Here is a 12,872-nt window from a genome sequence, read left to right on the forward strand (position 1 = left end):
GCTTAGAGCGCGTTCTTCGGGCCCCAGGTTCGACAAAAGTTCCCCCCTCCTTCCGGCACCGCATCTTCGCCGGCTGCTCGCGGCCGGAACCGGACCGCGTCAAGAAGGCGAGCACTACACGTGCGCCTCCGCGATGGCGGCGCGCAGCTCGTTCGCCACTGCCTGCACGTGTGGCTCGGTCAGCAGCGAGACGTGGTTGCCCGGGACCATGCGCAGGCGCAACGGCTGGGTCGTGAGGTCCTCCCAGCCCTCGGTGACCGTTTCGCAGAACTTGCTGTCGATCGCGCGCAGGAAGGTGATGGGCCCCCGGAAGCGTTCGGCCGGCACGTAGGCGGAGTCGCTGGCGGCGCGATAGAGCGCCAGGATGTGCTCGATGCGCGCGTCGGGCTCGTCCGGTGGATAGGCCCCGTGCCTCCTGGCGAGGTCCATGAAGTGCCTGACGCGCTCGCGCGGATCCAGGGTCCGCATCTCTTCGCTCTTCAGCCCGACGTCCACGTCGAACCAGTACCGGAAGCCCGCCGCGACGATGGAGTAGAACTCGACCAGGTCGGTCAGGAAGGTCTCGTTCGGCATGCGGAGGTTGAGATTGGCGGGCGACCAGGCGTCGCACACCGCGAGCACGGCCACTTGTTCCCCGTTGCGTTGAAGCTGCAGCGCCATCTCCAGCGCGACCATGCCGCCGGAGCAATGGCCTCCCAGGAGGTAGGGACCGCGCGGCTGCACGGTGCGCAGGGTCTCGATGTGGTCGGCCGCCATGTCCTCGATTCGCTCGAACGGCGCGCGCTCGCCATGGAGGCCTCGGGTCTGAAGGCCGTACAGGGGCTGATCCGGCCCCATCCAGCGCGCCAGCGCATAGGCGTTGAGCGGGGCCCCCTCCCCGCCTGGCAGGAAGAAGAAGGGGCGCTTCGAGCCGTTCGGCTGGAGCGGGATGAGTGGCTGCGTGTTGAGCTTCCGGGAGCGCGCGCGCAGCAGACAGCCCGTTCGCTCGATGTTCGGCGCATCGAGGAACGCCGCCATCGAGAGTGGGCTGTCGAACCGCGCCGAGATTTCGGCGACAAGGGCCTCCGCCCTGGCGTGGTCTCCGCCAAGGGCGAAGAAGTCCTCCTTCATCCCGAAGTCGTCACGGTGCAGGACGTCGGACCAGAGCTGCTTCAGCCGCAGTTCGTAGAAGTCTCGGGGCAATCCAGGATGCGCGGGCATGGTGTTCCTCATGGATGTGCGAGCCCCCGCGAAGCGAGGGCGTCTGTCGATGGGAGCGCGCCGAAGGGCACCCCCGGGCTGGCGAGCTCCTGGTCGCGCATCCGGCGCTTGACCTGGATGGGCAGCACGCCGGAGGCCGCTTCGCGCGTGAGCACGCTCGCGATGAGGTGCGCGACGCGCGACCCATCGCAGTACCCGGCGATGGCCGCCCGCTGGCGCGACTGGATGGCGGGGTCCACCGCACGGCGCAGCGTGGCCAGCGCCCGCTCCGCATCACCGCCGAGGGTGTCAAGGAGCACCGGCAGCGGCGAGTTCCGGTGTGCCGCGCACTGGCTGGCATACAGCCGCTCGAGCTGGAACGCGTAGACCGCGCGCTCCATGGCCACCTCCGCGGTGATCGCGTCCACGGCGCCGTCCGGTCCCACCAGGGGGTCGGGGGACATGAGGAGGGGGGGAATGCCGTTCACCAGCGCGGCGCCGATGCTGCTCAGGCCCGGGCGGCAGACGAAGGCCGCCTGGGGCTTCGCGGCCAGGGCCCGGAGGAACGTGCTCCAGTGCTCGTCGATCCACCCGAGCAGCGTCACGTTCCCGGGCTGCGAGCGCTCGAGCTCGAGCGCCAGCCATGCGCGATCCTCCGCGCTCCCACCCGCGAACAGGAAGTGCACCCCCTCCATCCTCGCCGCCATCTCCAGCATCGCGCGCCAGTGCCGGCGGCTGCAGGTGGAGAAGCCGTTGCCCTGCGACACGAGCACGACGCCGCGCGAATCCTCCGGGGTGAAGAGGTGCTGGAGCGTCGGCGAGCGCTGGGCGAGGACGGCCCCTGCCCTATCCGCGGCCTGCTCCGGGCAGAGCGCGCTGGCCTGGCCGAGCGGCGGGATGACCACGTAGGGCCGCCGGCCCGACTCCAGCGACAGCCAGTCACGCCAGTTGATGGCCTGATACCATAGGGTGCCGCTCTCCGGCACGGCGGCCATGAGCTCCCGGCTCGAGGCCTCGAAGTCGACCGAGGGGTTGCGCCGCGGCTCGATGCCCGAGGCCCGCAACGCGTCCCTCAGCTCGCGCCGTGTGTGGATCGCCGGGGCGGACGCGGCTACGAGCTCGGCCATTCCCGGCGCTACCGATGCCTCGTCCGTCTGGCGAACCCGCCGACGGAGCCAGTCGAATTCCTCGAACGCGTACCGCACGGCGTGCAGGGGGACGTCCTTGCGCTGCGCATGCTCCGCGAGCTGGTGAAGGATCCAGGTCTCTGGCCGGCAGTCGTTCACGATGGCGGCCGCGCCCGCGCTGGCCCGGGCCAGCTCACGGTTGACCGCGAGCCACAGGAGCGCGGCCTCGCGGTTCAGGAACTCCGGCCGCGAAACGTTGGCGACATCGTCTGGCGTGACGGTCCCCGACTCCGCGTCGCTGTAGTGGAGCGGAACGACGTGGAACCCCACGGTGTCCCCGACCTTCCGGCGCGCGTACGCCGCGTCCTCCTGCCGGCGGATCGCCGCGGTGAACGGGATGGGGTCCGGGAGCCTGGCGAGGGCGCCATGCACGGCCGGCACCCAGCCCGTCGTGTGCCCGAAGGATTGCGCGACGTACAGCACGCTCGTGGGAGCCGACGCGCGATGGGCCTCCACGCGGAAGCGGCCCGCGTGCCTGGGATCCGGGCCCGTGACATAGAGCGGGGCCTGCTCCTCCAGCAGCGACATGCCCTCGCGTGGGACGAGGATCGCCCGCCGCGCATCGCGATCCGAGACCAGGATGCTGTCCAGGCCGGCGAACAGGGCGTACGCCGCCGTGTCCCGGGCAGGCAGCGCGGCCTCGAGCGCCAGGGGATTGCCGGCGACGGCGATGCGCGGCGGTTCCCCCGGCGCGAGATACGTCACCTCGATGCGCCCGTGCGAGAGCGCGACGACCGCCCCCCTCAGCACGCAGGACGGCTCGTCCCGCGGCGGGTGCACCAACAGGGCCTGGGCGTTCATCGGGTGGCGCTGTTCGCGGCGAGGTCGCGGGCGATCATGTCTTCGTAGGTCTCCGCGCGACGGGCGAGCGTCGCGCGGCCCTCGTCCAGGATCACGATGCCGGGCTGCGGGAAGCAGAAGGAGTTCGAGAAGGAGACCAGATACGCCCCCGCGTCCATGACCGCGAGCGTGTCTCCCACCTGGAGCCGCGGGAGCTCGATCTCCGTCCGAAGGCGGTCCATGGGGCTGCAGGTGGGACCATCGAGGGAGTACGTCTGGCTGGGGGACTCCCCCCACCGCTCGACGTGGAAGATCTCGTGATACTCGCGGTGCAGGATGTGGGCGATGTTTTCGCCGGCATCCAGGATGGCGCGCGCGGGCCCGGCTCCGGCCGCGTTGAGACTGCTGACCTGGCAGAGCAGCAACTGGGTGTTCCCGGTCATCGCGCGTCCGGGCTCCAGGAAGATGCGGGGCACGGGACGGCCGGCGCGACGGAAGTGGGCCTCGACCCTGCCGATGAGCAGCGCCAGGTACCGTTCAATCGAGAGCCTCCGCTGGACCCGCTCCGCGAGCGGTACGGGAGAGTCGTCCAGAGGCAGCACCGTCGGGACCGCGAGGCTCCCACCCAGGTCGAGCATCTCCACGTCGAGCCCGAGCCGGCCGTGCAGCGTGTCGCAGAACTCCAGCACCTCTTGAACGAAGCGCTCCAGCGTCTCCGCATCCTCGATGGCCACGCCCCGGTGCGCGTGCAGCCCGACGACCCGCAGCGAGGGGTGCATCATCGCCTCCTCGTAGGCCGCCAGCGCCTGGCCTCCGGCGATCGGGATGCCGAACTTGCCGGACCAGCTGTCCGAGGTGGCCACGCGCATGCCCACCCGGGGGCGCTTCCCGAGCTCCGCGGCGGCCCCCGCGACGAGCGCGATCTCCTCGCGATGGTTCAGGTGGGTGATGAGCAGCTCGCTCTGGACCACCGTGCGGGCCACGTCCGGCGTCTTGCCGGGGCCGTTGTAGATGATCCGCTCGGACGCGACCCCGAGCCGCTGGGCGAGCCACAGCTCGTACGGAGAGACGACCTCGGCGCCCACCCCGAGCCGTGACAGCCGCTGGAGCACGGCGGGGATCGGATTGGTCTTGTACGAATAGAAGATCTCGGCCCCCCGCATCCGCCCCTCGGGCATCTGCTGGAAGCGCCGGACATTCTCGGTGAGCCGGGCGCCATGGACGACGAAGAGCGGGCTCCCCCAGCGCTGCGTCAGGCTCGCGAGCGACCTTTCTTCCAGGCACAGCCCGCCTTCGGCGCGCGTCAGGCCCCAGGTCCCTGGAGGAAGGGGCTGGGGAGCTGGGGTGTTGTTCGAGCAAGCGGTGTGGGACGTGGGCACGAAGAGTCCTTTGGGCCGTGCATGAAACGGCCGAGACACTTCGTGAGACAGCAGGGCCCGTGCCAGTGCCTGGAGTCCCGGGGCGCCTCGGAGGCACCGGCCGATACACTCCGGCTGACATGCCGCTGACATGTCACGGCCGTGGCTTGACGTGTCAGCGATGCAGGTGGCGAGCGTTACTCCGTCTCGCCACCCGCGTGTTTCATGCGGGGCCTGGCCAGCCCACGCCTCCCATCAAGGGGTCAGTACGTGCAGCGCAGGACCTGGCGGTAGGTGCCGCACTGGCTGAAGTCCGTCGTGCCCGCAGGCTGCGAGTGGTAGCAGGCGGAGACGACGGGGTCGCAGGGCGGGCTGGGCCAGACGTCGTAGGCGTCACCGTCGGTGAGCGCGAACTCCGTCACGCGCGCCACCAGCCGGGCGGTCTTCTGCATCGTCGCGCCGTTGTCGCCCCCCGCGCTGAACGCGAGCGGGACCGTGTGCGGGTCGATGGCTTGGTGCAGCTTCGTGTACGTCCAGTCGAGCTTGTAGTTGGGCCGGCCGTAGACGGACGGGATGCCGTCCGGCGCCGTGACGGAGAGCCAGTCGGTGTACCCGGAGACCGACGCGTGGCCCCGGTAGAGGAGGTTGTCGTAGCCCTGGACGACGTAGCGGGGGGTGACCGCCTCGTCGATCCAGATGCCCGAGTCGCCGCGGAAGTCATAGAAGCGCGGCGCCACCACGATGCGCGCCGTGTACGAGCGCGGCGTGCCCGTGTTGGTGGTGACCTTGACGAAGAGCGGCAGCCCGGAGAGCACCGTGTTGAGCTCGTGGCCCTCGTGGAGGACGATCTCGAACCGGCGCTCGCTGATGACGCTCGCCTCTCCGAAGGCGTCGTCCGGGACGAAGCTGAGCACGTCCGCGAGGTAGCGGTTCGCGGTGGCGTGGAGGATGAGGGCGCGCACGCCGTCGCGCTGCTCGAAGGTGCCGAGCGTCTCGAAGCTCAAGCTGTTGTCGCCCACCGCGGCGTAGAGGCGGGTCGCCGTCTCCGCGGCGGTGCTGACACCCAGCTCCTCCGTGGACTCCACGGAGGCGGTGTCGACAGGGGCGTTGTCACAGGCGGCGAGCGCGGTGAAGCAGGTCAATGCAAGGGCACGCAGATGCATGGGGGTCTCCAGGTGAGGAATTCCATGTAACACACGCCGGTGACACGCCCACGGCGGGGATTGTGGCGGTCGTGTGACGGCCGCCGCCTTCACAACAGGCTCCGGCTCCGCGTCCTGGCTCCAACGCCTATCGGAGCGGGCGCTCAAAGCTCCAGAGGGAGAGGTCTTCGATGAGCCTGGTGAAGCAGCAGGGCATCCTGAGTCCGGGGACGCAAGCCGCCAAGGACGCGGACATCATCATGACGGCGGCGGTCGTCGGGTGGGCATGGAGCCGCCTGACGAACGCGGACGTGAACAAGCGGCACGCTCGGGTCGACTTCGAGGTGGAGGACGGCCACAAGCTGACCGAACAGCAGCTGCGGGAGAAGCCGGTGGACCCCACCCACCTCGCCGCCATCCAGAAGCTCAACCGGCTGCTGCAGGCGGCGGGGCTGAAGCCCGACCAGAAGGTGGAGCTGGGCACGACGCCCATCTGGACGACCGGTGGCCGCATCACCGGCGGCAGCGGAGACAAGAACCCCAACGACCCCTACCGCTACGACCCGCCGCTGCCGGCCGGCACCGCCGACAGGCTGTTCCGGCTGGCCACCCAGCCGGACACCGCGGACAAGCTGGGCTACCAGGGCCGCGGCGCCTACACGGGGTTCATCGACGGCCGGACGGATGGACAGACGGGCCTGATGAGCACCTTCCGCCACAACGTGCCGTTCGACATCACCTACGGGCGGCGGTGGCACCCCCCGGAGGCGCCCGCGGACCGGGTGTGGGGGATGATCGGCCCAGAGGCGCTGCAGGACCACGAGGACCGCGACCCGGACAAGCAGGGGCTCAAGCAGCAGGGCATGCACTTCGAGGGCCCCGCGCCCCAGCGCGGCCATGACATCTGCGCGTACACGCACGGGATGATCCAGGCCATCTACGACGTGCACGTCCACAAGCTGGCCAACGACCTCAGCCCGAACAAGAAGACGCCCTACAACCCCGGCACGCCGTATGAAATCGCCGTGGGCAGCAAGACCACGAAGCTCGCCTCCTGCTTCCCGTGCAGCATCTTCATGGAGGCCACCGGACACCCGGCCTCCTCCACGCACCTGGGCCGCGGTGAGTCCTGGAGCCCGCTGTTCCCGCCCCCCGGCTCCACCACCACGCAGCACAAGGCCTGGCAGGCGTGCAACACGCAGTGGCAGGACTACTGCAAGACCATCATCGACGCCGGGCTCCAGTGCCTGAAGAAGGCCCCGGCCCAGCTGAATGACGACTGGAAGGTCAGCCTGGGCGCGCTCGACCTCTACCTCAACGGGCCGAACGGGGTGAACAAGACGCCGGCCACCGCGGCCCAGGCCTACGCCAACCTCATCCTCGACGCCGTGACGGTCCACGACCACGAGGTGAAGCGCATCGAGCGGACCCTCAAGTAATCACACGCATGCGGCGGTTCCCGGCTCGAGGCCGGTGACCTCCGACAGGCCTCACGGGGCAACCGCCCCGTGGGGCTTCTTTTATTTCCGCTGGGAATCACAGCCGCGCCGCCGGTGCCGTCCTGGCGGCATGATCCGAACGCACATCTCAGAGGCCTGTGAAGCAAGGGACCTGGCGCTGCTGGACGCGGTGCTCTTCGTCGTCCAGGCGAAGGGCCCCGTCACCCCGGCGAAGCAACTGGAGGCCTGGCGCGGCGTGCTGGGCGACCCGGAGGTCAACGACCCCCGGCGCGAGTTGCTGGCCCATCGCCTGGCGCGCCGGACCGGAGCCCCGCTGGAAGGTGACGCGCTCTTCGCGTCGCTGCGCGTGCGGCTGCCGGACACCTCCAACCGCCTGCTGGCCTATGGCCTGGCGCTGCGGGCCGCGCACGGCGGACGCCAGGGTCCGGCGCAGCTGCCGCTGGCCCAGCTGTGCCGCGAGCTGGGGCTGACGCCGGCCCAGGCGCGCGACATGCGCCTGGGCATCCAGGATGGCATGTCCCCCGTCGCGCTGGCGGCGGAGCCCGCGCACCCGAGGCACGCCCGCGTGCTGGAGGCGGTGCTGCTGGCGGCGGGGCTGGAGGTCCACCTGACCGAGGCCGAAACGCTGGCGCTGGAGGCGTCACGGGAGGACGCGCCCTTCCTCCAGGAGCTCACCGGCCAGCTGCTGCGCCGCATCGCCTTCGGGTCCCAGGTCGTCTCGCCGCTGGAGGCGCTGTGCCAGCGGCTGACGGACATCGCGCTCGCGCCCGCGACCCTCGCGCAGCGCTGGGGCCTCTTGCGGCTGGCGTACTGCTTCTCGCACGCGGTGGGACACGACCTGGGACAGCAGCTCCTGCTCGACCTGCTGCAGGAGCTGCTGCACCTGGGGACCGTGGAGGCGGCCCGTGCTACCGCTCCCGAATCCGCGCGTACCTGAGGATGTGCATGGGCGGGTACAGCCCCAGCGCGTGCGCGGCCGGCATGTTCACCTCGAAGGAGAAGCGGGACAGCGTCTCCACGGGCAGCTCCGCCGCTGAGCGGTGCTCACGCAGTATCTGCGTGGCCTTGAAGCCCGCCAGGCCCCCCACGTTGTAGAAGGGCGCCACCAGCCCCATCATGCCGCCTGCCTCCAGCTGCACCTCGATGGCGCAGAAGGTGGGCAGGCCCAGGCGGATCGCTTCGTCCATCAGCAGCTGGCTGTGCGGCGCGAAGAAGTTCACCGGAGGCAGGTACACCAGGTCCGGCCTCCGGGCCGCCAGCGCCTGCATCATCGCGGGCAGGCGCGCCGCGTCCGGCTTCCCATCCTTGCCGAGCGGATGCACCGGCACCAGCTCGATGCCCGCCTGCGCGGTGAGCTGCTTGAGCTTGTCGAACATGTTGCGCTGGGACGGCTCGGACGGGTTGTAGGCGACGCCCAGCCGCTTGAGCGGCATGAAGGACTGCATGGCCTTGAGCTGCACGGGCAGCGAGGCCACGTGGATGGCGCCGGTGAGGTTGCGCCCGGAGCCCTCCAGCCGCGTCACCAGCCCCGAGGCGATGGGGTCCGACACCATGGCGAAGACGACCGGCACGTCGGTGATGTGCCGCGCGGGGTCCACCTCCCCCACCCGGCCCACGAGCCCCTCCGTCACCAGCGTGCTCTGGGCGTAAATGAGGTCCGGACGCCGCGCGCGGATCTCCTGGATGACCGCGGGCAGCCGGTTCGCGTCGCCTTCGATGTTGCGGACGGTGAACTCCACCTCCAGCCCCGCGCTGAGCAGGTAGTCCCGGAAGCCCTGGTCCGCCTCCGCGCCGGTGCGGTGGATGACCATGAAGACGCGGTACGGCTTCGCGGAGGCGGAGGCCGCCGACAGCAGGACGAGCGTGGCGAGGAAGGCGCGGGCCGTCATCTCCCCGCCTCCGTCCGGGCGGACGCGCTCCGCCACATCCGGCCCTGACGGTCCAGGCTGTGCCGCAGGATGTGCTCGATGACGTCCGCCTGCTGGAGGCCCGCGTGGCGCGCGGTGAACATCACCGCCGCGTGGCTGCCCAGGTTGCAGCCGATGTTGAACTCCAGGAGGAACAGCTCGCCGGTGTCGCGGTGCTGGCGGAAGTCGACGCGCAGGTAGTCGAAGTCCCGCACCGCGGCGCACAGCCGGAGCGCGTACATCCGCAGGCGCTCCGTGAGCGGGCCCTCCTGCGCCATGCGGCGCTCGCGCCCGCCCTCCAGGAGCCGCTTCTGCCGGTGGGTGACGATGCCGTGCGGCAGCGAGGACGTCTCCTCCGCGACGCCCAGCACCTGGGGCTCCTCGCCGCCCAGCACCGGCACCGTCAGGTCCAGGCCGGGCACCAGTTGCTCCACGAGGCAGGCCTGGCCCAGGTCCTGGAACAGGCGCAGGCGCGCGTGCAGGCCGGCCTCCGTCTCCTGGATGCTGTCGTCGGAGATGCCCACGGACGCGGCGCCGAAGCGCGGCTTGATGATCCACGGTCCCTTGAAGTCCGGCGCGGGCGGCAGCTTCCCCTCCGCCGGGCTCGTCACCCAGGGCGCAGTGGGGATGCCCAGCGAGCGCGCCATCAGCTTGGTGAGGTGCTTGTCCTCCGCCAGCGCGCGGATGTTGGGCGGCGCTCCCAGGTAGGGGACCTGCAACCATTCGCAGAACGCCGACGTGAAGACCTCCGAGTTGCGCACCGGCGCGCGGTTGAGCAGCGTGAAGACGTAGTTGGGCTCGCTGCGGATGTGGACCAGGTTCTCCAGCGAGCGGCACGGCGTGCACCGCAGGCCCAGTCCGGTCAGCGTGTGGAACAGCTCGTGGTTGTAGCGCGGGAGCACGCCGTGCTCCGGGTGCAGCTCGGGCCAGGGGGCTCCGGGGTCCGGCGCGTACTGCGCGAGGAACAACACGTCCAGTTGCTCGCGCTGCGTGGGCGTCAGCTTCAACAGGTTCTGGGTGATGGCGGTCATGGGGCTTTCGGAGTGGGAGTGGTGGGTGGAAGGGATCTCAGGAAGAGGTAGGCGGCGAGGCCCGCGGTGAGCGCGAGCATCCCGATGCCGATGACGTGGGTGCTGCGCACGAAGCCGCTGGCGCCCAGCAGCGCGGCGGCGAGCAGCGGGCCGACGAGGCTGCCCACGCGCTCGATCATCCGGAAGACGGACAGGAGCGAGTCCAGGCCGAACCCGGCGCACTCCTCGGCGAAGAGCGGTGGAATGCTGGCGAGCAGCGGCGTGGCCGCCAGGGCCTGTCCCAGGCCCACCAGCAGCACCGCGGCCAACAGCGGCCACGAGCCGCTCGCGGACGCGAACAGCAGCACGCCCAGCCCGGACAGCCCGCCGCCCACGAGCATCATCCCGCGGTGCCAGCCATGGCGGTCCGCCAGCAGCGACACCACCGGCGTGGCGAACACCGTGACGATGAAGTAGCCCATCATCAACCGGCCGATGGCGGCTTCGGTGAAGCCCATCTCATGCAGGCGCAGGGGCGTCAGGTAGAAGAGGAAGCCCGTCAGCACCAGGCGCGCCGGCATGGCCGCCAGCAGGATGAAGAGCAGCACGCGCCCGCGCTTGAGGATGCCCAGGTAGGCCGAGGCCGCCGCTGGGCGGACCCCACCCTCCTCCCGTGCACGGACGGGCCCCAGGTCCGGCGCCAGCAGCAGCACCAGCGCCATGGCCAGGGCCACCAGCCCCGCGGCCACCCCGAACGTCGCCGCGTAGCCGATGCGGTCCGCGAGGATGCCGCCAATGGCGGTGCCGCAGACGCTGGCCGCCGTGGACGCGCCCACGAACACGCCCATGCTCCGCGCGCCGTGGCTCTGCTTCGACGTGCGCGCCACGTGCAACAGCGCCGTCGTCGTCACGATGCCGTAGCCGCCCGCGGTGACGACGCGCCAGAGGAAGAGCTCCGTGAGGCTCGACGCGAGGCCCGTCATGAACAGGCCCAGGCCGGCGGGCACCATGCCCACGAGCATCGCCACGCGGCTGCTCCGGGTGTTGAGCAGGCGCCCCGCCAGCGGCGTGCACACCACCATCGCGGTGACCCACAGCGACATGGGCAGCGCGACCATGAAGCTCTCGGAGAAGTACGGGCCGGGCTGGTACAGCCGCTTGACGAACAGCGGCCAGAACGAGCGCGACAGCTCCGAGCCGAAGAGGAAGACGAACAGCGGCAGCCGCAGGTCGCTCGTCCCGGGCTCCTCCAGCGCGGCGGGGGCCTTCGGGTCTCCGAAGCGGAAGCGCTCGCCCAGCGTCCGGGCCGCGGGTTCGTCCAGCGCCGCGTGGCGGCGGTTGAGGCCGCGCACCAGCCGGCCCGCGGCGGCCAGCGCCCGGGTGGCCTCGTCGTGCAGCCGCACCCGGGCCTGACGCGTGAAGTCCCCCTCCCCGCCCAGCTCCAGCAGGCGCCGCAACAGCCGCAGCGGCCGGATGACAAGCAGGCCCATCAGCGCCATGAGCACCTCCACCGTGACGAGCGCCGTCACGAACAGGGTGATGAGGATGTCGGTGTGGATCTCCTGGAGCCGCTGTTCGGCGTACGTCGTGTCGATGCCCAGGTGCAGTTGGCCGATGACGCGTCCCCGCGACTCCACGGGGTGGACCAGGTCCAGGTCCCCGTCCAGGCGCGCCAGTCCACGCGACTCTTCCAGCGTGTGGGCCTTGAGCACCTTGTCGAAGAAGGACGCGGGCTTCGCCTTCAAGTCCCTGGACGCGTACAGCAGGTGGCCGTCCGGCGAGGCGAAGCCGATGTAGCGGATCTCCTCGTGGCCCAGGGCCGCGTCATCCAGGTAGGCGTCCGCCGCGCCCAGCCGGTTCACCGGGATGCCCAGGTCCGCGGCGCGGTGGAACTGGAGCGCCACGGTCTGGGCCAGCGTCTCCGCCTTGGCGCGCAGGTCCGGGCGCAAGGACTGCTCGAACAGGCGCGAGGCCTGGATGGACGCCACCACCAATGTCGCCACGATGAGCAGCGTGGGCAGCAGGCTCACCTTCCAGATGCGGCTCCGGGACAGACTTCCGTCGTTCGTGGGGGGGCTCATGCCGGGCCCTCCAGTGAGCGCTCTGCTTGGGCCAGGGCCAGGGAGGCCTCCTGGTAGCGGGCGTCGAAGGCGCGCAGCGCTTCGTCGGACGGGGGCACGTGCGCCGGGCCGTCCATGTTCCGGAAGGCCTGCTCCATCGCCTGGAAGCGCTGGCCCAGCGGCCTCAGCAACATCCACATCACGGCGCAGACCAGCGCGAAGCCGACGGCCAGCGGCCACAGCGCCTGGCGGGCGAAGGTGTGGAGGAAAGCGCTCGCTCTGGCATCCAGCGCCTTGCGGTCATAGGCGATGAGCACCAGGCCCACGGGCTGGCTGAAGGGGTTGAGGATGGGCGCGCCCACCAGCAGGGCCTCGCGGTCCGAATGGCTCCAGGTGCCGCCGTGCGCGGCGGCGGCGGCCTCGAACCAGGCGGCCCGCTCCCGGGCGGAGCCGGGCAGGTGCGTGGTGGCGTGCAGCCCGCTCTGGAACAGCACCGTGCCCCGGCGGTCGAGGATGGCGACGCCCCGGATGTCCGGGTCCATGCCGGACACGCGGGTGAGGATCTGCTGCGCGTCGCGCACGGCGGGCAGGGCCAGCCCCAGGTCGATGGCCGCCTCGGTGGAGGCCTTCGCGTCCAGCGCCAGCACGCGCAGCCGTGACTGCTGAAGTTCCCCGAGCGTCGTCTCGAACTTGGCGAAGTTGAGCAGGACGATCAGCGCGATGGAGAAGCACAGGATGGCCGCGGTCGCGGCCCCCAGCTTGAAGAACAGACTCATGGCCCGTGCTCCC

At 70.8% G+C, this 12,872-nt stretch carries 10 protein-coding genes; 2 read left to right on the forward strand and 8 right to left on the reverse strand.

What is annotated here, in order from left to right; translation table 11 throughout:
- Nucleotides 1-114 precede the first annotated feature (114 nt).
- The 4 genes from JYJ93_RS25780 to JYJ93_RS25795 all read right to left on the reverse strand — a co-directional run bounded on the left by JYJ93_RS25780 (nt 115) and on the right by JYJ93_RS25795 (nt 5,667).
- Nucleotides 115-1,200 (reverse strand): non-ribosomal peptide synthetase, encoded by a 1,086-nt coding sequence (locus JYJ93_RS25780; RefSeq protein WP_206795788.1) that lies wholly within the window; start codon nt 1,198-1,200, stop codon nt 115-117.
- Nucleotides 1,201-1,208: 8 nt separating this feature from the next.
- On the reverse strand, nt 1,209-3,167 hold the full coding sequence (locus JYJ93_RS25785) for a hypothetical protein (RefSeq protein ID WP_206795789.1): 1,959 nt from the start codon (nt 3,165-3,167) through the stop codon (nt 1,209-1,211).
- Nucleotides 3,164-4,525 (reverse strand): alanine racemase, encoded by a 1,362-nt coding sequence (locus JYJ93_RS25790; RefSeq protein WP_269012397.1) that lies wholly within the window; start codon nt 4,523-4,525, stop codon nt 3,164-3,166. The genes JYJ93_RS25785 and JYJ93_RS25790 overlap by 4 nt, the downstream gene beginning before the upstream one ends.
- Nucleotides 4,526-4,767: 242 nt before the next feature.
- Nucleotides 4,768-5,667, reverse strand: coding sequence for a hypothetical protein (locus tag JYJ93_RS25795; protein WP_206795791.1), 900 nt, complete (start codon nt 5,665-5,667; stop codon nt 4,768-4,770).
- A gap of 170 nt (nt 5,668-5,837) precedes the next feature.
- Between JYJ93_RS25795 and JYJ93_RS25800 the strand changes: the two genes are divergently transcribed.
- Together JYJ93_RS25800 and JYJ93_RS25805 are read left to right on the forward strand one after the other, a co-directional pair.
- Complete coding sequence (locus tag JYJ93_RS25800) at nt 5,838-7,085, forward strand: hypothetical protein (protein ID WP_206795800.1); 1,248 nt, start codon at nt 5,838-5,840, stop codon at nt 7,083-7,085.
- Nucleotides 7,086-7,215: 130 nt separating this feature from the next.
- On the forward strand, nt 7,216-8,043 hold the full coding sequence (locus JYJ93_RS25805; RefSeq protein WP_206795802.1) for a hypothetical protein: 828 nt from the start codon (nt 7,216-7,218) through the stop codon (nt 8,041-8,043).
- On the opposite strand, the gene JYJ93_RS25810 is transcribed toward JYJ93_RS25805, so the two are convergent.
- The 4 genes from JYJ93_RS25810 to JYJ93_RS25825 are packed head-to-tail and all read right to left on the reverse strand — an operon-like array spanning nt 8,015 to nt 12,859.
- Nucleotides 8,015-8,995: an ABC transporter substrate-binding protein gene (locus JYJ93_RS25810; RefSeq protein WP_206795804.1), complete on the reverse strand. Its 981-nt coding sequence runs from the start codon at nt 8,993-8,995 to the stop codon at nt 8,015-8,017. The two genes, JYJ93_RS25805 and JYJ93_RS25810, sit on opposite strands and share 29 nt — an antisense overlap.
- On the reverse strand, nt 8,992-10,044 hold the full coding sequence (locus tag JYJ93_RS25815; protein WP_206795807.1) for a hypothetical protein: 1,053 nt from the start codon (nt 10,042-10,044) through the stop codon (nt 8,992-8,994). The genes JYJ93_RS25810 and JYJ93_RS25815 overlap by 4 nt, the downstream gene beginning before the upstream one ends.
- Nucleotides 10,041-12,104: an MFS transporter gene (locus tag JYJ93_RS25820; protein ID WP_206795809.1), complete on the reverse strand. Its 2,064-nt coding sequence runs from the start codon at nt 12,102-12,104 to the stop codon at nt 10,041-10,043. Before JYJ93_RS25820 ends, JYJ93_RS25815 begins: the two co-directional genes overlap by 4 nt.
- Nucleotides 12,101-12,859, reverse strand: a complete 759-nt coding sequence (locus tag JYJ93_RS25825) for a cache domain-containing protein (protein ID WP_206795811.1) — start codon at nt 12,857-12,859, stop codon at nt 12,101-12,103. The genes JYJ93_RS25820 and JYJ93_RS25825 overlap by 4 nt, the downstream gene beginning before the upstream one ends.
- Nucleotides 12,860-12,872 lie beyond the last annotated feature (13 nt).

It is taken from the genome of Corallococcus sp. NCSPR001 (genome assembly GCF_017309135.1).
Taxonomy (GTDB): Bacteria; Myxococcota; Myxococcia; order Myxococcales; family Myxococcaceae; genus Corallococcus.

Bases quoted from the DNA above. Each gene is read 5' to 3' on its own strand.
- JYJ93_RS25785 (WP_206795789.1), bottom strand. From the start codon at position 3,167: ATGAACGCCCAGGCCCTGTTGGTGCACCCGCCGCGGGACGAGCCGTCC.
- JYJ93_RS25825 (WP_206795811.1), bottom strand. From the start codon at position 12,859: ATGAGTCTGTTCTTCAAGCTGGGGGCCGCGACCGCGGCCATCCTGTGC.
- JYJ93_RS25795 (WP_206795791.1), bottom strand. From the start codon at position 5,667: ATGCATCTGCGTGCCCTTGCATTGACCTGCTTCACCGCGCTCGCCGCC.
- JYJ93_RS25800 (WP_206795800.1), top strand. From the start codon at position 5,838: ATGAGCCTGGTGAAGCAGCAGGGCATCCTGAGTCCGGGGACGCAAGCC.
- JYJ93_RS25780 (WP_206795788.1), bottom strand. From the start codon at position 1,200: ATGCCCGCGCATCCTGGATTGCCCCGAGACTTCTACGAACTGCGGCTG.
- JYJ93_RS25820 (WP_206795809.1), bottom strand. From the start codon at position 12,104: ATGAGCCCCCCCACGAACGACGGAAGTCTGTCCCGGAGCCGCATCTGG.
- JYJ93_RS25805 (WP_206795802.1), top strand. From the start codon at position 7,216: ATGATCCGAACGCACATCTCAGAGGCCTGTGAAGCAAGGGACCTGGCG.
- JYJ93_RS25810 (WP_206795804.1), bottom strand. From the start codon at position 8,995: ATGACGGCCCGCGCCTTCCTCGCCACGCTCGTCCTGCTGTCGGCGGCC.
- JYJ93_RS25815 (WP_206795807.1), bottom strand. From the start codon at position 10,044: ATGACCGCCATCACCCAGAACCTGTTGAAGCTGACGCCCACGCAGCGC.